This window comes from Vibrio chemaguriensis, from assembly GCF_012275705.1.
GTDB classification, from domain to species: Bacteria; Pseudomonadota; Gammaproteobacteria; order Enterobacterales; family Vibrionaceae; genus Vibrio; species Vibrio diabolicus.
Genome location: NZ_SHOE01000039.1, coordinates 1 through 23,600, shown reverse-complemented (window position 1 = coordinate 23,600; position 23,600 = coordinate 1). Strand labels below are relative to the sequence as shown.

Below are 23,600 nucleotides of genomic sequence, written 5' to 3'. Positions count from 1 at the left end.
TAGTGTCGCTTGCATTGATGAGTTGTAGTGTTTTATTTTTTTTTTTTTTTTTTTTTCAGATGTGTATAAGAGACAGTATTTATTCTATGAAAGAGTACTAAGTGTCTAATAATCAGAGTACAGCCAAAGGATATATCGATCAGTTGGTTGTGAAAGCTATTGAGAAAAAGAAACTGAATGAGCAAAGGCTAGCAGAAAAAAATAAGCCAAAGCTTGAGTACGTGCTTTTTTCACAATTTGATGTATTAGACAAGCTTCCCTCTAAAAATGGTAAAACAACCGTTTATCATCTCGCAAAAAAAGGGCAGCCAGAAAAGCAGATCTGTTGCAAAGTTATCAATGATGACTCGCCAGAATTTGCGAGTAAAATGTTGGTTAACGAAGCGAGTCGATTAGAGCTTTCCCAACATCCTAGCGTGGCTAACTTCATAAAAATCGGCAACGAATTTGAACGCCCATATTTGATGTACGAGTGGATCCAAGGTGAATCACTGGCAGAAAAGATGGAGCGTCACTCTTCTAAAGGTTTCCGCCACGACCATATCGCTTGGTTGGTATATCAACTCGCTGGTGCCTTAGAGTTTATGCACACAAGAGGCATCTGCCATCTTGATATTAAGCCATCCAACGTGCTAGTGAGTGAAGGCGATTACGTTAAACTCATCGATTTCGGTGCTGCTCGTTATATTGGAGAAACGGAACCTTACGCAGAAGCAAGCTTGAACTACGCTTCACCTCTTTATATCGAAACTGGCATCGCGGAACCGCAAGATGATGTTTACTCCCTTGCTTTGCTCGCTGGACATTTATTTTTGGGTTCAATATTTGGTGATACTTGGAATAAGCAATTAAAAGACCGAAAACGTCCTGCATTGATCCCGGCTCATATTTGGAAGTTGCTGAAACAAGTCATCAATAAACCAAGAGGGCATGGCTATACCGCTATTTCTTTTGCTCAACAGTTAGCGCGAATCGATACGCAATCAATTAACTCAAATTCTAACGCACCAATTTTCAGTAGCTTGCGTAATGCGGATCTTCTGCTTACACACTGTAAGTCGAATGATAAAACAGCGTACGGACGCTTCAAACTATTGGAGGCGAGTTTAGTGTTGAGTGTGGTGGCAATGACAGGAAGTTATTTGTATCAGCAAAATTCGGATGCATTGGATGCTGTTTTTGCCAAAGAAACGACACCTTTAAGTCACACAATCACGCCCACAGATACTGCTTCTTTTTTGGCTGAGCCGCCATGGAAAATCAAAGAAGTATTAGCAAAAATTGAGCAGAGCGTTGATACGACTGAAGCCTACCGAGAAGCGTATCGAGTTCAGCAACTAAGCCTTTCGGGTTTATATAATGAAAAACAGACTCAGTTGAAGTCTTACCAAGCTTTAGCTGATGGACTACCACAGACATTAGTGGATTTACGTAAGGAGCTTGTCACGTTGCGAGAGGAACTCGTTCGTGATGGTGCATTGTTTCCCTATGCGGACGAAACACTGACTAAAGTGATGTCTGGGTTAAATGTCGCTTCTATCGATTCCATGAAAGTATCTGCCATAGCTGGCAGTCGAGATAAGCAGATTGCTCGCTTAATTTTAAGCGGTGAGGCTAAGCTCGCAGAAGAAGAAGTGAAAGAAGCATGGTTATTAAACCAGTCACAGGCATATTTCTATAGCCAAATCTTACCAAAGAGAGTAATGGAAAATATTAATGACTCCATTGATAAACATGCAGAAGCGCACTTTTATACCAAAGCGATTGAAGAAGCTGAATTAGCCAAAGACTACTTCGGTAATACGCCAGAACTAGAAAAAAAAATAACAGACTTAATCATCGCAAGAAGCGAATTTATTTTGTTTAGTACGGTGATGGAGCAATCCATTTTCGACAAACAGAAATTGCATGAGTCCCTTGCTGATTTAGAACGAAATGCGCCAAGAAAATTTACAGAAATCACAAAAATTCTAGATAGCATGGCGTCGGATGCGATTAATCAGAGTCATCAGTTTTCTAAGCCTGCAAATGGTGCCATTGCTGTAGCTCGTGCATTGAGAGACTACTTGACTGAAGGAGATGCGAATTTTGTCCAACATTGATACTGATCACCTTCTTAAACCGATTTCTGATGAATCTCCTGCGGGTAACGATGCTCGTTACGAGTTTTGCTATGAAATGATGGAAGCCGAGGTAAAAAAGTTCGGCTCTCTATTTGGCGAAACGGTCGACTGGAATGTAGTAAAAACCAATGCGATGGAAGTGCTCGAGCATCATAGTAAAGATTTAAAAGCACTTTGCTATTTAGTACGAGCGCTTGCCGAGGAATCTGGGCTCAAAGGTTTTGAGCAAGGTCTGAAACTGCTTAATGAGGCGTTAGCTTGCTTCGGTAGTGATCTTTACCCATCACGGAAACGCGGTAGAGACGGTGCGGTGGAGTGGTTGAACCATCAATTTAAATTGATGAGCACTAAACTTGCGGACAGTGCTCAATCTTGGGAATTAGTTTCAGGTTGCATTTCGACTATTGAAGAAGTGCAGCGTCAGTACGACGATGTTTACCAAGATTCCGAAGCTGACTTCTTTGAGATTCGCACGCAGCTCAATGTTTTATCTCAACAAGCAGCGGCCGATGACCAGAGCGATGAGTCAGTCGCAAACATCGAACAAGCGGCACCTGCACCAGCTGCGGTAGAAACGCCAGCACAGAACGATGTTCAAACCACACCAGTGAAGACGGTTCCGCCGGCCCCTAAACCTGCGCCAGTTAAGAAAGCCGTAGTAAAAGAAGTCGATGTCGATACGGACTTCTCTTCGCCGACGGCTTCTAAGCGAACCTTGAAGAAGGTTGCGGAAGTCATGCTTCATGCGAACCCAAGTGATCCGCTGGCTTACCGAATTTATCGTCATCTGACTTGGGATGACATTGATGGTCTACCTGACCACCAAAACGATCAAACGCCATTGAGCTTGGCGGTATCGTCCGATCAACAAGCGGAATACCGCGACAAAGCCAATCAGGAAAGTGACATCGACACGATTAAACGTTTGGAGCGCACGCTAACTGACGCGCCATTTTGGCTCACAGGCCACCATTTCGTGTATTTGATGCTTACTAACTTAGGTTTTGATGACGCAGCACTTGCCGTGAAACAAGAAGTAAAGCGGTTTGTTGAGTCACTGGAGGGCATCGAACGCCTCTCTTTTAAGAATTCTATACCATTTGCAGATGAAGCAACATTGAGTTGGTTGTCTACTCAAGATGCTACTTCATCGGCAGCACAAACTGTCGTACAGACGGTTGTGATCGCTGAAGAAGATTCATTGCTGGTGGAGGATATCACTCTAGAAAATCTAGGGGAATATGCCGCAGAACTTGCCCGCAAGCTTGAGCTGGATGGCTCAGGGCGTGGACAGTTCATGCTGTATTTACAATTGATAGCAGCTTACCAGTCTGTTGGATTATACCCGTTGTGTTTGCCGTATCTTGAGAAGGGGTGGGAAGTACAAAATGCGTTTAATCTCGCGAGCTGGGAACCCCACTTATCGTCGCAGTTAGAAGACCTGATTCGAAAAACACTCCATCAGTTATTCAGAAGTAAGGATCTTTTACCTGAGAAGTATGAAGAGTGGAAAGCAATTTATGACTAATTAAAGAGTTAGATAAGGAACGAATTATGTCACGTGACGGCTCGGTGGCTCCTAAAGAGCGAATTAATATCCGTTATGTTCCAGCAACTGGCGATACGCAAGAAGACGTAGAACTGCCGCTAAGCATGATGGTGGTTGGCGACTTTACTGCACGTGCAGATGAGACGCCAATTGAAGAACGCACTCCAATCAATATCGATAAAGACAACTTTAACGAAGTGCTAGAAGGCATGTCTCCAAACGTTAAAGTGAACGTTGAAAACCGTCTTTCTGATGAAGAAGGCGGCCAAATCGGTGTTGATCTAACGTTCCAAAACATGAAGGACTTCTCTCCAGAAGCGATCGCGAAAAGCGTGCCTGAACTAAACAGCCTGCTTGAACTTCGCGAAGCCTTGGTGGCGCTGAAAGGCCCTCTAGGTAATGTTCCTGCATTCCGCAAGAAGATCGCATCAGTACTTCAAGATGAAGACGCGAGAAAGAAACTGTTGGATGAACTAAGCATTGGTAACGACCAAGAAGCGAAAGAAGAGTAAGGGATATCATGTCTGCAGAAGCACAAGCGCCAGAACAAGAAGCAGCCTTAGTTGAATCAGGCTCACTTCTGGATAGCATTCTTAACGAAACTCGTTTAAAGCCAAGTGATGAAGGTTTTGATGTTGCAAAACGCGGCGTAGAAGCATTCATCAGTGAGCTACTAAGCAGCTCGAACACAGAGAAAGTGGATCAGTCTTTAGTTGATCTGATGATCTCAGAAATTGACCAAAAACTGTCTAAGCAAGTTGATGCAATTCTTCACAACGAAGAAGTTCAAGCGATTGAATCAACGTGGCGTGGCCTTAAGTACCTGGTTGACCACACTGACTTCCGTGAGAACATTCAAATTGAATTGATCTCTGCAAAGAAAGATGAAGTTCTTGATGACTTCGAAGACGCACCAGAAGTGGTGAAGTCTGGTTTGTACAAACAAATCTATACGCGTGAATATGGCCAATTTGGTGGTAAACCTGTTGGCGCAGTCATTTGTGACTACGATATGTCGGCTTCGTCTCCAGACATCAAACTGATGGAGTACATGGCAAACGTGGGTGCAATGTCTCATGCTCCATTTATTACATCGGCGTCTGCGAAGTTCTTTGGTCTAGATAGCTATGAAGAGCTACCGAATCTAAAAGATCTTAAGTCAGTATTTGAAGGCCCACAATACACTAAATGGCGTAGTCTACGTGAACACGAAGATGCGCGTTACTTAGGTTTGTGTACTTCGCGTTTCATGTTACGTACACCTTACTCAGTAGAAGATAACCCAATTAAGGCGTTTGACTACGATGAGCAAGTAACAGACAGCCATGACAACTACCTATGGGGTAACTCTGCGTACGCGATGGCATCAAAAATTAGTGAATCTTTCGCTAAGTACCGTTGGTGTCCAAACATCATTGGTCCTCAAAGCGGTGGTACTGTGCATGACTTACCGGTTTACAACTTTGAAGCCATGGGTCAAATCGAAACTAAGATCCCAACTGAGATCCTGGTTTCTGACCGTCGCGAGTACGAGCTAGCAGAAGAAGGCTTCATTGCGCTAACCATGCGTAAAGGTTCTGACAACGCGGCGTTCTTCTCTGCAAACTCTGTTCAAAAACCGAAAGTGTTTGCGAACACGCCAGAAGGCAAACAAGCAGAGATGAACTACAAGCTAGGTACTCAGCTTCCTTACATGTTCATCATCAACCGTCTAGCACACTACATCAAAGTGCTACAGCGTGAGCAAATCGGTTCGTGGAAAGAGCGTTCAGACCTAGAAATTGAACTGAACAAGTGGATTCGTCAATACGTTTCTGACCAGGAAAACCCGCCAGCAGAAGTCCGTGGTCGTCGTCCACTACGTGCTGCTAAGGTTGAAGTATCAGACGTAGAAGGCGACCCAGGTTGGTACAAAGTATCAATGTCTGTACGTCCTCACTTCAAGTACATGGGTGCAAGCTTCGACTTGTCTCTAGTTGGTAAGTTAGACCAATAACCCATTGCTGAAACCATAAAGCAGCCAGTAAAGACTGGCTGCTTTTTTCGTAGGAGTGAAGATGGAAAAAGGTTATCGCCTTTTAGAGCGGATTGAGCTTGGTGAGCCCAAAAACTGTTACGAGAAAGTCGTTTCTCACAAGCATTTGATTGAATCTATTCATTCTCATCTCGCAGACTTGCTGAATACCCATTCTGGGAATGCAATGATCGACAATGAGTATGGTTTACCAGATTTTAATGACGTACTTTCTAACAACACGAACCTAGTTCGCCACATTCAAAAAAACATCACGTCAACCATAGAACGCTTTGAACCGCGACTGTTGAATGTCGAGGTTAATTACCGTGAAGATCACCATAACCCGCTACAACTCGGCTTTGGTATTCGCGGCGAAGTTTCCCATAACGGCGGTAAAGTCCCAATGTCGATAGACGTCTACATGGGAACCGACGGCCAATTTAACGTTTAGTAGGTGCCACTTGAGTAACAGTAAATACTTTCAAGATGAACTCACGTATTTGCGTGAGTCGGGTAGTGAGTTTGCCAAATATCATCCAAAGTTAACTCACTTTCTCTCTGAGGGAACCTTTGACCCAGATGTCGAACGACTGCTCGAAGGTTTTGCCTTTCTGACAGGTCGAATCCGCGAGAAGATTGATGATGAACTGCCTGAGCTGACGCAATCTCTGATGACTTTGCTGTGGCCACATTACATGCGTTCGATTCCGTCTTTGTGCATTAGCGAACTAAAACCGCATACCGGAAGTGTTACTGAGAAAACCGTGGTGAAACGTGGCGCAGAAATGGCGAGTGAACAGGTAGAGGGCACGCAATGTTTGTTCCGTACTTGTTACGACGTCAATCTATACCCAATTACGATCACTAACATCGAACAGACCAACAGCCGCACCAGTTCGATGATTGATGTGACTTTATCGACGGAGCATGGTCTTGAACTGTCTCGGATCGGTTTAGACACGCTGCGATTACACCTGCATGGCGAGATTCATATTACTCGAACTGTCTTTTTATGGCTGTTCCGTTACCTAGATTATGTCGAATTAGATGTTGGTGGTGGTTACAAACATCGCTTAGGGCCAGAATACGTTAAGCCAGTTGGGCATGAAGAGGACGAAGCGCTCCTGCCTTACAGCAAAAATTCATTTGCAGGCTACCGTTTGCTGCAAGAATTCTTCTCTTTGCCAGATAAGTTCATGTTCTTCGACATTAAAGGCTTAGAGTGGCTAAAAGGCATTCCACAACGTAGCACGGTCAAAATCAAATTCCACTTTAAGCGTGCATTACCGTCAGAAGTGGTGCTTAAAGATAAGCACTTGAAATTGCACTGTACGCCTGCCGTTAATTTATTTGAAAAAGATGGCGATCCAATTCGTTTAGAGCACCGACGTAACGAGTACAAGGTACGTCCGCAAAGCAACACTCAGGAGCATTACGAAGTCTATTCCATTGAGCAAGTGGAAAGCTGGAGTAAAGACGAGCGTCGTCGAAAGTCTCTGATTGAATTTGAATCATTTGAGCATCAAATTAACCAACGAGATAAGCGCGAGTTCTACAAATCTAAAGTCGCTGAGCGTGTAAGCGGTAGAGGCCTTGAACGCTACATATCATTTCATACTCATAATGGGGACATTGCGGAACTGGGGACAGAAACGGTACTCATGAAACTGCAATGTAGTAATGCAGATTTGGCGGAACGTTTGTCTGTGGGGGACATCACTTACGCGACTCATAAATCACCGACCTATGCGACGTTTAGGAATATTACCAAGCCCACTCAATCGGTCAGTCCACAAGTGAATGGTGAGCTTCAGTGGCAGTTAATTGCGAATATGTCACTCAACTACTTATCGCTGGCAAATATTGATGTACTTAAAGTGCTTCTCTCTACCTATGATTTCCACTCTCGTGTTGACAGACAAGCGCACCGCGCATCCATTCATCGACTTGATGGGGTTATCTCTTCGGAAATGAAACCAATCGACCGTGTGTTTCGTGGCGTTTCGGTACGCGGCAATCAGTTTAAGTTGGTCACCAATTCCCAATTTTTTGTCAATGAAGGCGACATGTTCTTGATGGCGACGGTGCTTAACGAATTCATCCGTTTGTACTCGAGTGTGAACTCCTTTACCGAACTGGAAGTGTTTGATGAAGCGACAGGCGAGGTTTATAACTGGGCAAGTCTTATCGGACAGCAGACGATACTATGATTAATACACTTTCTGATAAGTCGAATGAGTTTAGTTTCTATCAAGCAGTCTTGCTGCTAGAGAAGCATTATCAACTAGAGCCGAACTCTAACTTTGTCGCCGTCGGTGAGAACAAGTACTTCCACCAAGAACGTATTGAGTTCAGCGTTTCGCCAAACTTATCTTTTCCAAAGAGCGATATGGACTTTATTGCTCATATGGAGAGAAATGGCCAGCAGTATTCTAGAGTCGAAACTAACTTTCTTGGCTTGCATGGTTCAAGCTCACCACTTCCTGCTTCTTATACTGAGAAACTGGCAGGGCGAGATCCTGAAGACAATCCGGTAAAAGATTTCTTTGATTTTTTCCATAATCGGTACACCAGTTTGTTGTATCGGGTTTGGAAGAAATACCGATATCACGTGCAGTACCAAAGCGGGGCAAGTGATGCCTTCTCTGGACGTATTCTGCACTTGGCAGGCCTATCTAGCGTAATGCAAGATAGTAAGGTCGCAGAGTTAGATCGAGCGAAAATACTGTCTTATGTAAACCAACTTTCTACGCGTACGCGTTCGCCGAAGCTGATTTCCGGTATTGTTTCGCATTACTTCTCGTTGCCTAGCGTGCGCATTGAAGAGTGGGTATATCGCCGCGTAGAAATAGCAGAAAGCCAACGGAATAAACTCAACCGTGCTAATTGCATATTAGGGCAAAATTTGCACTTAGGACAAAGCATTGCGGACTTAAACGGCAAATTTAATCTCTGCATCGACAGCATCGATTTTGAAACATTTAAGCAGTTTTCCTACGATGGTGAGTTACACAAAACACTGGTTGGCCTGATGCGTTTCATTTTGCGTGACCCGATGTCGTGGGACTTAAAGTTGACAGTTAACTTAGATAGTATTCCAGAGAATAAGCTAGGTAATGGGGAAGGGAACCACTTAGGACAAACATTCTGGTTAGGTAACCCAAGTGATAAAGATGCCAAAATCCGAGTCATCGGAAGCATATAAGAAAGCCGCTCTACGAGCGGCTTTTTATGTTGTCATCAAAAAGGTCAGAAAAGCTTAACGACTGATCGGCTGGTGAAGTACGACGGTAGTATCAAGCCTTTGAATCCCGTTAAATGACTCAATTTCGTTACAAAGATGATGAATAGACTGCAGATCGGGCGCTTCAATTAGGGCAATAATATCAAAGTTGCCACCAACAACGCTTGTTAAGCGAACCTCAGGGATTTCTTTAAGCGCATTTGTTACATCATTTTTCTTACCCTTTTCACAAGATATCAATAGATAGCTTGCGGCTTTTCGCCCTTCATTTTCTACACGAATCTGTGCGGTATAGCCTTTGATAATACCGGTCTTTTCTAAACGATTAATCCTTTCTGCTACTGCTGTACGAGACAAACCAATGTTTCGAGATAGATTCGCAATAGACTCACGCCCGTTTGACAATAGACTTGAAAGTATTTTTCGATCTAATTTATCTAAACCTTGTAAAGTCATGTTTGAAATCATGTGTTCTGCCTATTTTGTTTTTATATTGTTATTTAATCGACTCTGGGAGCGTAAAGTTATATAGCTCAGCAAGAGTGAATGGGTTTTTCTGCGTCAATGGAGTGATGCGTAAGCTTAAGTCCCTCCCTGACACTTTTATGTCACTGACAAAGCTGCCGTTATGAGTGTTTGTCAAGGTCGAGTCACCTAGCAATCTGTATATCGCCCATTGACCACTCTTATTTAAAACGTGCTGTCTACCTTCGTCTGTTACATCCTGGAGCGTGATACTAATATTGAAGTCACCATTTTGCGGTGGCCAGGCCATTTCACGAATTCGGCTTGGACCGTGGTAGTAACTCATATTGGTATCTGCAATTTTTAAACTGGCTCTAATTGCACTAGAGTCAAGGTCGAGTACTCTTGCACTAAACGGAATATGAACTCGGTTGGTGCTTTTATTAATTAATGTATCTCGAATGACATTATAGTTGCGTAGTTGCACTAGCAGAGCTGGAGAGATTGGCATCGTCTCACCATCTACCTGCTTTGGCGTCCACAAGTTCGTATCGTAGAACGGTGCAAAGTTTTTCTGAATAAATGTGTCTAACAAGCCACCTGAAGCAAATAGCAATTCGAAATCTTCAATTGAGATTTCCTCGGTCGCTGTTAGGTCAAATGGATATTTCCCCAATCCAATCTCTTTAAATTTGGTATAAACTTCACTGTACCACTGAGTTTGAATGCCTTTTGCAGACTCTGTAATCATTACTGACCAGCTTTGCTGAACTACATCTAGTAACCAGCTGCGAACGGGTTCTGGTGATTTTTGTGCAATCTGTTTAAGTTTGATTAATGGGTCCGCCTCAGTACTGTTCATTCGATGCTGTGCTGCTGCTAGCGCCGCCATTTGTGGATCTGGCGCGTCGGCGATGTCTTTCATGTAGGTGCGAACACGACTCAACGCTGCAACGGTCTCATCCCAAGGAGTAGGGGAGTTTGGTGTCTCACTCACTTGAAGCTGGTTTAATAGGTGAAAGGCTTGCTCAACACGTTGCATTAGCAAGTAATCAGGCTTTACCACTTCTTCTACGGCATCTGATGCAGAATCTGCTGCTGCCGCGAGTTTCGGGTCCAGTTTTGAAATTAGAGCGCTTTTTTCGCCAACGGGTGAAAATTGTGTGTTGGCATAGACCTGCTTCAATACCGTTGTCATTGGTGAAGAAGGCCCAGAGATTAAGTCTATCGCGTTGGTCAGGTCACCAACGTTGTCATAGTTTTGGACTTTGAGCTCACTCAGCGCATTACGCCAGTTATTGATGTAGTCATCAGTATATTTTTTTCGCACTTCTTCTTTAAAGGCTTCTTGCTCTTCGTTGGTAGGGATGACATGTTGCGATAGACCTAGAACCCAGTTGTCGCTGATTACTCGTTGTGACATTAAGTCCACGCGTGGTCGATAAAAGGTGCTGAAACCAGTGGAGGTATAGATCTTATCGACGATTAAGCGTTCGCTATCGATTGGCGTATTAAATACATTGCTAAACTCAAAACCGACGGCTCGTTGCAGATCTAATGTTCCTAAATCAATAGAGCTTGCTTCGTTTAAAATGCCTGCATACACGAGGTCGACATTCGAATTTGCAAGTAATGAGCGACGTGTTGCACGAACAAGATCCATGTTGATATCGATTGGAGCAAATTGTGTGCGAAAGTAGGCGTCTAAGTAGCGCATGGCCTGATCAACGACGTCACTTTGGTTACTCAAATCACTCATCATTTGGAGTGTTTGATGACGTAAAAAACGGATATCACGCTTAGATGGATCGTTAAGCATTAAATACCCCTTCAATAGAGGTAAAGCGCGCGTGAAAGCGTTTTGATTTTGTGCCAATTGTAGGCGGTAACCTTTCTCAATCAGAGGTATTAGCTGCTGAGCGACTTCCTTAAGTAACGCTTCGTAGGCAATGCGAGTGCTTTGATCCAAACGGCTAATATTGAGTGGTAATATTTCCTCATCTAAAGCCTTAGAACCTTTAAGCCATGCCCCATAAGACGGTTCTATCGCTTTGGTTGCATTTTCTAAAAGCTCACTAAATCTTGCATCGTGCTCTGCTTGTGATTTGTCATCAATACTTAGTAGTTGATTCATCACATGTAAATTACTGTCTAACGTAGTTGCAAAAAAGTAACCACCGCCAGCAAGCAGAATAATGGAGCCGAGTATGGCTAAACGGCTTTGTCTCTGAATTAGACGAAGATACGTCTTGTTTTCTCCCGCAAAATCGCTTTCAGGCAATATTTGCGAATCAATCAGAAAGCGAGAAAAATACGGTGTTTCCGTCAACTGGGTATGCTCAGAGGCGATAATTGGTAAGTTGAAGTAGTTACTACAACTTTTTGCTAGTAAATTGTATTTACGACCGCCTTGTAAACTTGAGCTAAAGAAAATTTCACGGATATCTAGCGAATAAACACCGTTGTTAACATCACACAGACGCTCTAGAACATAGCTGACTTCAGACTGACATAGCTCAAACTGCTTAGGGAAAGCGAGAATTGCCTGTTTCTCGTCGATATCTGTTGAGTTAGCTGATGCATCTAGCGCGTTACTTTCAAGCACTTTAACTAGATTTCGGTAACTATCACGATAGTATTCTGAAAAAACACCTTTGGCCTCTTTCAGTGGGATAGAAAGGAACTCTACACGTGTCTTAAGAGAGCTAAAGTGCATGTATTCTTTAAATCCATCTAACTTGTCTAGCTTCGACATAATTAGATAAATTGGTAATGCTGACGACGTTTTAGAGTTGATAGTGCTCAAGCGCTCCAATAACGACGAAATAGTGTACTCTTTTTGTTCTGGCTCAGAGACGATCATGAACTCGAAGTCGATAAAGAATAAACAGCCAGAAAATGGTTTTCTAGGTCGGTGGCGAATCACTTCTTCGATGAATGTATTCCATAAAGAAGCATCACTGCTTGATATTTCTTGAAACACTAAGCGTTGGTCAGGTTTGATGTATACAGCGCTGTCAGATTCGTACCATTCAAAAAAATCATTCTTAGCGGTTCTCGTGCGATCCATTGGTTTAATTGCACTAGAATTAAATAAAAATTGACGTCGCCCTGACCCTTTATTACCAAGCATCAGATAAATTGGTTTCTTGCTTGAGTTAGCAAGAAGAGGTTGGATAACCATAGAAAGAGCTTCTTCCTCAGTTTCCAAATTTTGAGCTTTAGCGCTGTTCTTTTTTTTCAACCATAGTGTGAATTGAAAAGTGATGTAGAAAATGGCGATAACACCAAGGCTCAGCCAAAGATACAGTTTATCTGCATCTTTTAGAAAAAGAAGATAAATAGCGGTAATGGTTATCGCCACTAAAAGCGTTAATATAGTAGAAATCACAACTGGATTTCTAAACAGTTTTTGTTTGAACATAAGCCTAAAACTTCTTTAATTGTATTGTTATTTATTGTCAGTTTTTTCAGCTTGTAGCTGACTCAATTTATATAGGTAGATGTTCAGTAAAAGGGTTGCGCGGTCAATTTCCTTTTGCTGTGAATACTTTTCAGCGTATTCAATACGACCTAGAAGCGGGAATAGTGAGTTACTATATTCGTACGCCGTTTTAGAGTTCTTATCTACATTCTGTCTAGCTACGTTGGCAAACACCGTTCTTGCGTCTGAGAATCGCTTATACACATCCATAAACTGGTCTTCTAAATGAGCGCTCTGTGTCAAAAAGTTTTGACGTAACTGCTGGGCAGAAGATGAATCTGGATAGATTGCGATTAATTCATTGGTCAAGCTATCGAGCTCGCTGACGTTACTTACTTTGGCCGAGTCTAAAAACCAGTTATTCATCATAATATCTACGCGATTAATAGTTGGTGTTTTCAGTGACTGGGCATATTTTTTATTTTCGTAATCTAACGAGGCGACCAACTTTACAAGTTCATTAAGTGAAGCTTGACTAATTTTTTGCTCCAGCGTTCGATAGCGTTGTTGTTCGTATACAAAATGTGAACATATCGCCGTAACAATCAAGCCAATGATGAAGTAGATCATAAATCGGCCGGACTTTGTTGGGTTCGTTTTTTCACTGTTATTTAGGGGGGATGGCGAGTCCGGGGCAGGAGAGGGAGATACATTCACTTTAATTTCAGGTGTTGCCTGTGCGGAAGCTGAAGCGTTAGTATTTGCTTGTTTTTTCTCGCGTAACTCTATGGCATGTTGTTGTTCTTTTATCTGTTCAGCCCATTGATTTAAGATACGACGAATGCGACCAAATGAAGGCGCTTGAATACCGTAATGAAGGCGAAGCTCTTCCTCTATTCTTAAACACAACTGGTGCGCAGCTTCAATCAGTGGAAGTTCTTCCGGCAACGCACGGTGCTTATTAATACGTTTTTCAGTATGCTCCACCATCCACTCAATTGCGCTCATTCGTGCTTTTGACTTTGAATGTTCAGGGTATGCGGTGTTCCAATAGACGACACACACATCAAGCAATGAATTTAACCCTTCAACAAGGCCTCTTAGACCATCGTTATATGTTGATGCGACCGTGAAGTAGCAGCAACAACGTAAGTCTTTTGCGTGAGTGCTCAAGATTTTTTTTGAGAGTGTTTGAACCGTTTTCCAAGAGACTCTTCCGGTGACTTTATTAAGATTATTTATTTGACGTTTTATTTCGTCAAAGTCTTCAGAGCCATTAGGGTTAGAGCCGCTTGGGTTATTTTCATCGATTGGTCTTCGAGCGAAGTCGCTAAAAAACATAAGGCAAATTCCAACTGATCATATAGAAGTATTAAGGTATATAGGACTCCACTGCTGTTATATTAAATTGTAAGCAGTGCATTACCGAAGTGATTCTATAGATAAAAGAAGTTGTTTAGATAATAAAAACACTTAAAAAATAAATTAAATTATCCTTAGTGTGATCTTTGTTCATAATATTAATGTCAATAGTTCGATTTGTTTTTAAGGAGAGCCTTATATATGACGAAGTCGATCTTTTGAGTTAATAAATGTGATTAAATTGTTAATTTTGTCTGTTTTTTGTTCGTCTGTGTTCTTTAAATTAGCCCTCTTAAATTGGTGATAGAGCCTTCTTAATTTTTATTTAATTAAATAGGTTTACAGGCTCATTGCTTTAACTCAGTTCGGTCCATTAGTTTTTGTTTGTAGGTAAAATAACCAACCCTGTAGTTGAAATGTATTAAGTTATAGGTGTTTTTTTAGGCTTATTGAAAAAGAGAATATAATTGATATCTTTCGCCTCTAAGTAGAATATCGGTTTTCCTAGAGGGACGAAATGCTAAAACCAAGTCAAATCGGGCTGATTTCAGCCATGTGTCTATTTTCTTCTTTTGCAGTCGCAAAGGGAGAGCGTTATGGACTCTCTGCCAGTATGTTGACTATCGATAGCATTAATTACGAAGAAGGTAACAGTGGTGAACAAGACACTCTAAGGTTTGGCTTGGTTCATTCTCGCCCTATTGATGAAAATAATAACCGTTGGCGCTGGTGGTTAGGGCTTAACTACCTAGCAGAAGATATCGAAGCGCCAGCTAACGGTCTATATCAAGAAGTAACTAACTATGAACTTCGTGTTGTACCGCAATATGCGCTGGCTTCTTGGAGCGTTTTCACACCGTACGTAGGTGCTGGTTTATCTGCAGGTTACTCACAATATTCAAACCGTTGGCAAGTTGACCCAGAAGGTTACCGCTATAAGAGTGTCGAGGACATCGATCAGTTCGAGCTGGGTGCAGTTATTGCCGTTGGTACAGTCATTAAGCTAGGTAGTAACCCAGATGCTCATATACAAATCATTCCTCAAGCCTCTTATATTCTCCCAGTTATCAATGATGGGATAGGTGGGCTTGAACTGTCTGTTTCTATGCTATTTTGAGGTATATAGATGCACTCAAATCAGCTAGTTCTATTTATTTCTAAATGCCCAGAGGAATACACAGGTGTCAAGCACATTGAAATGCCCGAGAGTGGTGGTTCAATAGGGCGTTCACCAAGTTGTAGTGTGTCTTTAACCGATCACAACCGCTTTATATCAGGCACTCATTGCCTGATCAGTGTGTATGGAGATACCTACTATATTAGTGACGTATCCACTAATGGCACTATGGTTAACGGAAACAAAATACTCAAAAATCAACCTGTTGCGATAGTCGATGGCGATATTATTTCTTTAGGACAATATGAAATTGGCGTTTCTCTGGAGCATGTTTCCTCGACACAAGACATTGCCGCTGATATAGCCCCTGAGCGAGTATCCAATGATCCTTTGGTTAGCCTCGGAGACGCAGTTGTCGAAGAAGAAGAAAAAGTAGGCGCTTTAGAAGATTTGTTTATGGAGACTAAACAGGATGACATTGATTGTCATGATCCTGTTGCGCACCTTAACTTTTCAATGCAGCGAGATGATGATCATTTAATTCGTGACGATGAGCATCCAGAACCTGAACAGCCTAAAACGGTGGAAAGCACACGTCAGGTGGTCGATGACAGTTTCAGCATATACTCCGAGTTCGATCAGCCAAGCCTCATCCCTGAAGATTGGATGGCTACTGAGACCAAGAGTAACGCATCAATAAAGGGTTCGTTAGGGGTAGAGAACGGTACGCCATATAGAGAAGATATTGTCTCAGAAGAGACGGTTCAACCCCAAACGACGATTCTAGATAGGGCAGTTCAAAGACAACATCATGCACCTAACTCCACCGAGACGATCGTCGAACATACTGCTACGGGCTCAAAATGGGAAGAGATGACACAGTCATTTACTCCTTCTTCTCAAACTAATCCGCAACTTCAAATGCCTGCTGCAGAACCTACGATAAACAGTACGACTAAAGAGCAAGCGGGTATCGAAGCAATCGCCTGTTCTCAAGATATAGCACAAGCGTTCTTTGATGGTTTGGGTATTAGAAATCCTGAGCTAATGACGAATGAAGCTCAGTTGTTCAAACAAATGGGCACTTGTTTGCGCTTATGTATTGATAACCTGCAGAAAGAATTACACGAAGTAGAGTCCTTGAAAGAAGAGCAGAGTACGAGTGAGTCTAACTCTAACTCTAACATTGCAGAGCTGATGCTGACTCTCAATAGCCAACATCTACTGGCTCCAAATGAACTGGTAGAACAAATGCTTGATGAGTTGAATGACCACCAAGTCATGTTTAACAAAGCGCTGAATGAGCTCATTTTAGAACAATCAGAGACGAACGATCCCGTTGCATTTGCTAACAAAGTGGCGAGTCAATCTTTGTTCTCAACGAAGTCAAAACTGTGGGGCGAATATTTAGATTTCTACTCTAATAATCGTCGCCTGCTCAACGAAACATCCTTAAAAGGGCTGATTAAGAAAAGCTATAACAAAGTGATTAAGGGAAACCATGCGTAGTATCGCCGTATTACTCGGATTTGCCATGTTGTCCGGTTGTTCCATGTGGGATCAATTTAAAGAGTCCACGGGTATCACACCAGAAACTTCGTCCATTGAATTGGTTATTGAGGCGTCACCTGTACTCAATGTGAGAGATGGGGGGCAGTCATCTCCGGTCATTCTCCGCCTTCACGAATTAAATTCGCCAGTTTTATTCCGAAGCTTAGATTTTTTTGCGCTGTTTGAAAACGATAAAGCGTCGTTGGGTGATGAGTACATCAAACGTTATGAATATCAAATACAGCCAGGTGGAAAAGTTCATGAAATGCTAACGCTAGACCCTGACACTCGTGCCGTCGGTTTTTCTGTGGCCTTTCGTGATATTGATGGTTCGTCATGGCGTAAAGTTGAAGTCATTGAAGAGAAGAGCGAGTACTACATCAAGCTCAAGTTAGAAGGCAGTGAGTTAATTTCTGATAATACTCGCGGCATTGAACAGGTTTACTTTTAAGGGATAGAAACATGTCTTTATACAATCCAGTTGTTTGGCAAGATGGAATGTTCATGAAGCCGCAGCATTTTCAACAACTCGATCGTTCGCAAAGTAAACTGTCGAGCATGTTGAGCAACAACGCATCTCCTTTACATTGGGGGATTAAGCGTTTGGAAATAAATTCACAACTGCTAGCCCTCGGTAAAATTGGTATTACGCGTGCAGAAGGCATCCTACAGGACCGCACGCCATTTGAGCTTCCACTGCTCGCTGAACTACCAGAAGTGAAAGATGTGGATCCTTCGATTGCCGATAAAGTGGTTTATTTGTGCTGTCCGTTACCATCGGAACGTTCTGAGTTATTTGGCACTAAAAAAGACGGTGCACGTTATACGATGGAATCTCAAGAAGCGGTTGATGCTTGTTATGATTCGGAAGACATGGCAAATATCGTCGTCGGTAAGCTTAACTTTTGCTTAATGTACGACCATGAAGATAAAAGTGCTTACACGTCTATTCCGATCCTCAAGATCTCGGAAGTGAAGCCAGATGGCAGCGTGATCTTAGATGATAGTTTCATTCCTACCTGTATTGATATTCACGCATCTACGGTACTTAATAAGTTCGCGACGGAGTTTGCTTCTATGCTGAAGCACCGCGCAGAATCCATAGTTCAGCGACTGGGAGTGGTGGATCAACAAGGCGTATCATCAGTTTCTGACTTTATGCTATTGCAAGCGCTCAATAGATACGAACCCTTGTTTTGGCATTTTGCAAACACAGAAGCTGTACACCCTGAGTCTTTGTATCGAATTCTTCTTCAGGCAGAGGGTGAACTTTCGACGCTGTGTTCAACGACACGCCGACCTATTGAGTTTACTAAGTACAATCATGGTGATCTTACTAGCTGTCTTTCTCGCGTCCTAGACAGTGCGAAAATGACATTGAGCGTGATGTCTGAACAAAGAGCAATTCCACTGACCTTAAAAGATCAGAACTATGGCATCAGAACGGCAGCGATCCCTGACAATAAGATCATTGATACGACGACCTTTATTCTTGCAGTTAAAGCCGACGTTACCTTGGATGTCCTGCATACCCAGTTTGTCAGCCAAACGAAGATCGGTTCAATCGATAACATTCGCGACTTGATTAACCTTCAACTGCCAGGGATTGAGATCAAACCAATGCCAGTTGTGCCACGCGCGCTGCCGTATCACGCTGGCTATACCTATTTCGAGCTCGATAAAACGGGTGAAGAGTGGATGGCATTGAAGAACACTGCTGCGATTGCGATTCACGTTGCGGGCGATTTCGCTAACTTATCATTGCAACTTTGGGCCGTTCGTCTATGAGTTACGCAGAAACAGACGTCACCGTAGTCTTATTCCAACCAGAGCCTGGCAAACCAATGGAGGTAATGCCAGCGCCTGACTTATCGAGAAACATCGCAGTACAAGATCTATCTATCGACAACATGGGTATTAACCCGCTGGTGGATCAATTCTCATGGTTGATCGCCAGTCTGTCTTGTATGTCTTCGATCCCTTGGCTTGATGACCCGATGCCATTTCGTGAACAAGTGGCACGTGAGATTCGAAAAGGTGAACGAAAACTTAATGAAATGGAGCTCGATCGTGCTTCGGTTCTTGTTATTCGTTACTGCTTGTGTGCGGCGATTGATGAATCTGTTTGTCGGCAAGAATGGGGGGCAAATAGTCACTGGAGCCAGAACAGCTTACTGTCTGAATTCCATAACGAAACATCTGGTGGTGACAAGTTTTTCGTTATTCTCGACCGCTTAAAAGCCGACCCTCGCAAATACCGTCACGTTATAGAGTTTCTCTATTTATTGCTTCAACTTGGTTTCCAAGGCAAGTACGGCCGTGAAGAGCGTGGTAACGAAAAGTTAGCGGAAATTGGCAGCACCATTTATCGATTAGTGCGAGATGACCGCCTAGCAGAACAAGAAAAAGTTTCTTTAATCAACCTTAAAGCTAAATACCTAAAGAAGCCGTTAAAAAGGGTAATTTCACCCAAGCTGATCTTGAGTCTTAGTGCGATTACGTTTGCGCTTATGTATGCGGCAACCTACATCGTCATAGACTTAAAATTCCAGCAACTACTTGAAGTGTATAGATAACCAGAAATCTAAAAATGAGATCTTCTGCCAGTTTTAAGGTTTGCTGTGAATATCACTGGTCTTTTAGTGAAATTCACTAGTCATTTAGAGAGATTGCAATGTGCGATCTCTTTTATCATTCAATCAATAAAATTCAAATGGATTGGTTATGGGCGTAACAGTTGGTGCGAATGGACTTTCGATAGTTCATAAAGGCTCAGGTGGTGAAGCGAATGCAACGCTCCCAGATGTTTGTTTAACTAAGGTCGGCAAGCCAGTCGTTCCTATCCCTTATGGCAACAATGCTAAATCAGCAGACCTTGCTGGTGGGACTACGACAGTCTCTATGGATGGCGGTAACAGTGTCGCTATCAAGGGCAGTACGTTCTCAAAAAGTACTGGCGATGCGGGCGGTGACAGAAAAGGCGTTGCCTCAGGCACGATAGAAGCCGAAGCAAAATTCATTTCAGCCTCACCAACGGTTAAATTTGAAGGTAAGGGCGTATGTCGCCTGTCCGATCAAATGACCATGAATAAAGCTAACACTATGTGTTTGGGTGGCGCACAAAACCCATCGGTTTCTGTGACTGAAGAGCAGGAAGGGACGTATACGCTGGATATAGAATGCAAATATCCAAATGGGCTCCCTTACTCTAATGCACAATTTTCTTTAGTCGAACCTTCAGGTGCTGTCATTGGGAGTGGAGTGCTGGGCTCTAGCGGAAAAGCATCTGTTAATGGTCTCGCTCTAAAAGAATGCAGGTTAGTGCTCAGCGAAACTCAAGACTCTTACACCCCGAACCAATCTTTAGCTGAAAATATTGTTACGGAAACTTACCCTGATCCGAATGATTTTTGTACGTTTGTCGCAGGTCGCCGCTCGCCATTTTGGGAAGATCGTGTTGGGGTTGCTAATGACTGGGGCATATTGATGTCCCCATCCTTCAGTGATGATGACTTTAAAGATATTGTGTTAGAGCAAAGCCGTATATCGTCTCCTTATGCGATTAGTCAAAATCACTCTAAAGATTTTTCTGATGCTTATGTTTCGGCACTTTATCACATCCAAACTGATACTACTGCGCTAGAGAAATATGAACCTTTAGTTGAACTGCTCTTGGAGCAAGTGCACGAAAATGGCGATATATTGAGAGTCTTATATCAAGCTGATGTGTTTGAGCCTCCCTATGAATTATTAGCGAAGCTTCGCTTTTTAGGGACTGGGAATACTGTGAAGTATTTGCAGTTTGTTTTATGGACGTTGATAAACAATCAAATCTGTTCATACATCGATGAGCTAAACAGTGAAATCATCGGTCGTTTAGATTTCATACAAAGCCAAGCTTCTGCAAGATCGTTGAGTTCTGTTGAAGAGGGTATAAACGGTTATAAAAAAGCACTTAACCACTTCAAACAAGCACTTCCTGACGTCATTAGCCAAATTTTCGAAACCAAAAATGACACCCTAATTTCTATATCGGCAATGGCCCTTGGGAGTACCGTTAACATAGCGAGCCAATCTAGCTTTGCTACTAATTTAGGTAGGGTTAATGCGGTGGTGTACACGAAGTCAAACAACTTGAACCGCCCATCATTTGTCACTTTTGACGATAACTTTTCTGACTAGGACATTTAAATCATGGATGCAGTTTTTCCGATAGCGCAACGAGAAGGTGAAGCTTACTACACGCTCAGTGATTTTACGAAATTGTTTGATCAAGCTAAGAGCGGTCGTTATTTAATAGGACAAGGGTACGGTTGGCATAGTGGCATTCACTTAACATCAAAAATGTTACCGTGGGGGAAAGGGCTCAGACCTATTCAAGCGATGCTTGATGGAAAAATAGTGGCATTTCGCATAAATCCTGATTACCTAACATCAACGTACCAAGAGCAAGAGTTTAAGTATAGTAATAACTTTGTGCTTATCGAGCATGAGGCTGTAAACCCCGAAGATAATGAAGATGTATTTAAGTTCTATACACTTTATATGCACCTTGCGCCACCTTCAGATATTGGCGCCAATTCATCTATAACCACGCGTTACCGTTTACAAGAAGCGAGAAATGTACGCACTTTCAAACATAGTGATGTGCCTACTAATTCTGGTGAAAAAAAACAGTCGATGTCTAAAGGAACATTACTTGAATACCTGTATGCAGAAGAGAAGGAGACCCATCCATACCAGATCGACAAAAATACCTACAAAATGATAAAGTGCCGTGTGGTAGAGAATGGTAAATCGGCAAGTGGTAGAGAAAAAGCACTGTTAAACAAGATTGTTTGGTTTGCTTCGGGTCTCAAGAGTGACTTTGACATTTTAGAAGATTCCTCTGCTGTCCTATCAGAACCAGTTTCAGAACCTAAATGGATGTCGGACAAGGCGGCAATGATTAGGGACGGTAGTGTGGTTTCTTTACTCCCACTCCTATTTAGAGAGGGGATAAAGGTTTCAGCTGGGGAAGATATCGGTTACATGGGACTGCATGAGTACAGTAACGATGCAATTGGAACTAAGAAAGAAGATAATCGTGTGCATATCGAGATGTTCTCTTTTGAGGAGCCGCCCGAATTTTTCAAAAAACAGATTTCTCCCAAAAATGCGGAAGAAAATCCACTTGTTGTTCTCGATGGGGCCGATAGTAGCGGTGCCGTTGATATGAGTAATTCGTTTATTCAGCAATTACTTGAATCTGTGACAGAAGATCAAGTAACGGACTTCTCCTCGTTCACTGCTCGCGATGCCAAAGTATACTTAGACGGTAAGCGTAAACACTTTGAGCGATTTATTGTGAAACATCCTACAGATTGGCATACAGAGTCGTCACAAAGTCTTTATGAATCAATCCATCAGACCGCAAAGGAAGCTCTAGATATTAAGTGCTCCGCTGGTTTTGTGACTATAGAGGACTACCGTAACTCCCCATGGCGCGATCAAATGATGGATAGCTTTGATCTTTTCTCGCAATTCGAACTGGAAAGAGCAGATAAGTTCTCATGGATGCAAGATTTACAAGGTGATTTGCAACTAAGCGGTGATAAGAGTCTTTGGCATTATTGGCTGTTCTCCTTATTCAATCTGTCTCCAAAACTCGTCGTGCAACTGGGTAAAACATCTGAAATTTATGAATCAGGTGGAAGAGGCCCGGGGGTTATTTCGTCAGGTAGAGGGGATCATGGTGGTAAATCATATGGTGTTTACCAGTTGTCGTCTAATCTTAAAGTTGTGCATCGTTTTGTAAAAAATTCTAAATATAGAGACCATTTTGGTGAGTTGACCGTAGGTAGTGATGCGTTTGATGAAACTTGGAAGCGTATAGCAAATAGTGATGCGGTTGGCTTTAGAAATGCACAGCACAAGTTTATAAAAGAAACACATTTTGACCCACTTTATAATAAGCTTATCTCAGAAGGTATTATCAAAGATACTAACGAAGCTGCAATACTTGACATGATATGGTCAACTAGCGTCCAGTTTGGTGCAAGAACATCTTTAATATCAAGAGCTGTTGGTAAAAGTACTGAGCTTTCTAGCAGAGAGATTATCGAGATTGTTCAAAACTATAAACATGATAAAACACACTTACTTTTTAAGAGCTCCCCTACATGGTGGGGTGGTTTAAGACAACGTGCTCTTAGTGAGAAGATTAAACTTTTGGCGCTTTTAGACCAAAATGCAATTATAGAGGAAAATTAATGAAATTACTTGGCTTACTAGTATTACTTTTTTCATTTTCATCGATAGCTAGCGATTATACTGATAGCTACAAGCAGTGTACGAATAACTCCATAGGCTCTATTGATAAGGCTTTTAGTTGTATTGACAAGGAAATTGAATTTAATCAGTCATTGATCAATAAGGTTTTTGACACTAATAAAACCAATTCAGATATTGGTAGAATTTTAAAGATTATTTCTAATAATGTAGAAAAAGAGTATAGAGTCGCTTCTGAGTCATGTGCAATTTATGCTGAAATTTATCAAGGTGGTCAAGCGGGACAACTATTACAACGCCAGTGTTATCTTGACCGAATTATTGACATTAGAAAGTTTGTACTTGATGCTGAAGAGTTGACTAGTTTTAATTATGATGAGTGAAATCTATTTCAAAGCTGTCTCTTATACACATCTCAAAAAAAAAAGCGGTACTACAAAGGATAAAAAAGTATTCCGTAAAAATTCAGCGAAAAGCT

General features: G+C 42.2%; 17 protein-coding genes and 1 pseudogene. 15 read left to right on the top strand and 3 right to left on the bottom strand.

Translation table 11 applies throughout. The features are described from left to right. Positions 1 to 101 precede the first annotated feature (101 nt). The 7 genes from EX191_RS21895 (at position 102) to tssG (ending at position 8,894) form a co-directional block, all read left to right on the top strand. Complete coding sequence (locus tag EX191_RS21895) at positions 102 to 2,102, top strand: protein kinase domain-containing protein (protein WP_193448478.1); 2,001 nt, start codon at positions 102 to 104, stop codon at positions 2,100 to 2,102. Beyond that, entirely contained in the window at positions 2,089 to 3,651 is a 1,563-nt protein-coding gene (tssA, locus tag EX191_RS21890; protein WP_193448477.1) for a type VI secretion system protein TssA, read from the top strand. The genes EX191_RS21895 and tssA overlap by 14 nt, the downstream gene beginning before the upstream one ends. 26 nt (positions 3,652 to 3,677) lie before the next feature. Continuing rightward, positions 3,678 to 4,184: a type VI secretion system contractile sheath small subunit gene (gene tssB, locus EX191_RS21885; RefSeq protein ID WP_006741091.1), complete on the top strand. Its 507-nt coding sequence runs from the start codon at positions 3,678 to 3,680 to the stop codon at positions 4,182 to 4,184. Between the two features lie 8 nt (positions 4,185 to 4,192). Then, positions 4,193 to 5,668, top strand: coding sequence for a type VI secretion system contractile sheath large subunit (gene tssC, locus EX191_RS21880; RefSeq protein WP_005392635.1), 1,476 nt, complete (start codon positions 4,193 to 4,195; stop codon positions 5,666 to 5,668). 61 nt (positions 5,669 to 5,729) lie between these two features. Beyond that, positions 5,730 to 6,140 (top strand): type VI secretion system baseplate subunit TssE, encoded by a 411-nt coding sequence (tssE, locus tag EX191_RS21875; protein ID WP_005392634.1) that lies wholly within the window; start codon positions 5,730 to 5,732, stop codon positions 6,138 to 6,140. 10 nt (positions 6,141 to 6,150) lie between these two features. Continuing rightward, the gene (gene tssF / locus EX191_RS21870) at positions 6,151 to 7,899 is read left to right on the top strand and encodes a type VI secretion system baseplate subunit TssF (RefSeq protein ID WP_134645535.1); all 1,749 of its coding nucleotides are present in this window, start codon (positions 6,151 to 6,153) and stop codon (positions 7,897 to 7,899) included. Continuing rightward, a complete protein-coding gene (gene tssG / locus EX191_RS21865) occupies positions 7,896 to 8,894 on the top strand; it encodes a type VI secretion system baseplate subunit TssG (protein WP_006741089.1) in 999 nt (332 codons plus the stop codon). The genes tssF and tssG overlap by 4 nt, the downstream gene beginning before the upstream one ends. 54 nt (positions 8,895 to 8,948) lie before the next feature. Here the strand turns inward: tssG and EX191_RS21860 are convergent, their stop codons facing one another. Genes EX191_RS21860 through EX191_RS21850 form a run of 3 tightly spaced genes read right to left on the bottom strand, consistent with a single transcriptional unit; the run spans position 8,949 to position 14,163 of the window. Beyond that, positions 8,949 to 9,401 carry an Lrp/AsnC family transcriptional regulator gene (locus tag EX191_RS21860; protein ID WP_005373369.1) on the bottom strand — a complete coding sequence of 151 codons (453 nt, stop codon included), beginning with the start codon at positions 9,399 to 9,401 and terminating at the stop codon, positions 8,949 to 8,951. A 28-nt stretch (positions 9,402 to 9,429) separates the two neighbouring features. Beyond that, complete coding sequence (tssM, locus tag EX191_RS21855) at positions 9,430 to 12,822, bottom strand: type VI secretion system membrane subunit TssM (protein ID WP_193448476.1); 3,393 nt, start codon at positions 12,820 to 12,822, stop codon at positions 9,430 to 9,432. Between the two features lie 27 nt (positions 12,823 to 12,849). Then, positions 12,850 to 14,163, bottom strand: coding sequence for a type VI secretion system ImpA family N-terminal domain-containing protein (locus EX191_RS21850; RefSeq protein ID WP_085343945.1), 1,314 nt, complete (start codon positions 14,161 to 14,163; stop codon positions 12,850 to 12,852). Between the two features lie 538 nt (positions 14,164 to 14,701). Here EX191_RS21850 and EX191_RS21845 point away from each other — a divergent pair. The 8 genes and pseudogenes from EX191_RS21845 to EX191_RS21810 all read left to right on the top strand — a co-directional run bounded on the left by EX191_RS21845 (position 14,702) and on the right by EX191_RS21810 (position 23,505). Next, entirely contained in the window at positions 14,702 to 15,301 is a 600-nt protein-coding gene (locus tag EX191_RS21845) for a hypothetical protein (RefSeq protein ID WP_193448475.1), read from the top strand. A gap of 9 nt (positions 15,302 to 15,310) precedes the next feature. After that, positions 15,311 to 16,810, top strand: a complete 1,500-nt coding sequence (gene tagH, locus EX191_RS21840) for a type VI secretion system-associated FHA domain protein TagH (RefSeq protein ID WP_193448474.1) — start codon at positions 15,311 to 15,313, stop codon at positions 16,808 to 16,810. Next, complete coding sequence (gene tssJ / locus EX191_RS21835; RefSeq protein ID WP_005392625.1) at positions 16,803 to 17,303, top strand: type VI secretion system lipoprotein TssJ; 501 nt, start codon at positions 16,803 to 16,805, stop codon at positions 17,301 to 17,303. The genes tagH and tssJ overlap by 8 nt, the downstream gene beginning before the upstream one ends. Before the next feature lie 11 nt (positions 17,304 to 17,314). Further along, the gene (tssK, locus tag EX191_RS21830; RefSeq protein ID WP_006741084.1) at positions 17,315 to 18,640 is read left to right on the top strand and encodes a type VI secretion system baseplate subunit TssK; all 1,326 of its coding nucleotides are present in this window, start codon (positions 17,315 to 17,317) and stop codon (positions 18,638 to 18,640) included. After that, positions 18,637 to 19,428 (top strand): type IVB secretion system protein IcmH/DotU, encoded by a 792-nt coding sequence (gene icmH / locus EX191_RS21825; RefSeq protein WP_006741083.1) that lies wholly within the window; start codon positions 18,637 to 18,639, stop codon positions 19,426 to 19,428. The genes tssK and icmH overlap by 4 nt, the downstream gene beginning before the upstream one ends. A gap of 148 nt (positions 19,429 to 19,576) precedes the next feature. Beyond that, positions 19,577 to 20,057, top strand: a pseudogene (locus EX191_RS23180) (DUF4150 domain-containing protein); the annotation flags it as partial. A 989-nt stretch (positions 20,058 to 21,046) separates the two neighbouring features. Then, a complete protein-coding gene (locus EX191_RS21815; protein WP_193448473.1) occupies positions 21,047 to 23,104 on the top strand; it encodes a VgrG-related protein in 2,058 nt (685 codons plus the stop codon). Continuing rightward, on the top strand, positions 23,104 to 23,505 hold the full coding sequence (locus EX191_RS21810) for a hypothetical protein (RefSeq protein WP_182018664.1): 402 nt from the start codon (positions 23,104 to 23,106) through the stop codon (positions 23,503 to 23,505). The genes EX191_RS21815 and EX191_RS21810 overlap by 1 nt, the downstream gene beginning before the upstream one ends. Positions 23,506 to 23,600: the final 95 nt, after the last annotated feature.

Coding starts and splice junctions, on each gene's coding strand:
- tssB (WP_006741091.1), top strand. CDS start 3,678: ATGTCACGTGACGGCTCGGTGGCTCCTAAAGAGCGAATTAATATCCGT.
- tssC (WP_005392635.1), top strand. CDS start 4,193: ATGTCTGCAGAAGCACAAGCGCCAGAACAAGAAGCAGCCTTAGTTGAA.
- tssE (WP_005392634.1), top strand. CDS start 5,730: ATGGAAAAAGGTTATCGCCTTTTAGAGCGGATTGAGCTTGGTGAGCCC.
- tssG (WP_006741089.1), top strand. CDS start 7,896: ATGATTAATACACTTTCTGATAAGTCGAATGAGTTTAGTTTCTATCAA.
- EX191_RS21860 (WP_005373369.1), bottom strand. CDS start 9,401: ATGATTTCAAACATGACTTTACAAGGTTTAGATAAATTAGATCGAAAA.
- tssM (WP_193448476.1), bottom strand. CDS start 12,822: ATGTTCAAACAAAAACTGTTTAGAAATCCAGTTGTGATTTCTACTATA.
- EX191_RS21850 (WP_085343945.1), bottom strand. CDS start 14,163: ATGTTTTTTAGCGACTTCGCTCGAAGACCAATCGATGAAAATAACCCA.
- EX191_RS21845 (WP_193448475.1), top strand. CDS start 14,702: ATGCTAAAACCAAGTCAAATCGGGCTGATTTCAGCCATGTGTCTATTT.
- tagH (WP_193448474.1), top strand. CDS start 15,311: ATGCACTCAAATCAGCTAGTTCTATTTATTTCTAAATGCCCAGAGGAA.
- tssJ (WP_005392625.1), top strand. CDS start 16,803: ATGCGTAGTATCGCCGTATTACTCGGATTTGCCATGTTGTCCGGTTGT.
- tssK (WP_006741084.1), top strand. CDS start 17,315: ATGTCTTTATACAATCCAGTTGTTTGGCAAGATGGAATGTTCATGAAG.
- icmH (WP_006741083.1), top strand. CDS start 18,637: ATGAGTTACGCAGAAACAGACGTCACCGTAGTCTTATTCCAACCAGAG.
- EX191_RS21815 (WP_193448473.1), top strand. CDS start 21,047: ATGGATGCAGTTTTTCCGATAGCGCAACGAGAAGGTGAAGCTTACTAC.
- EX191_RS21810 (WP_182018664.1), top strand. CDS start 23,104: ATGAAATTACTTGGCTTACTAGTATTACTTTTTTCATTTTCATCGATA.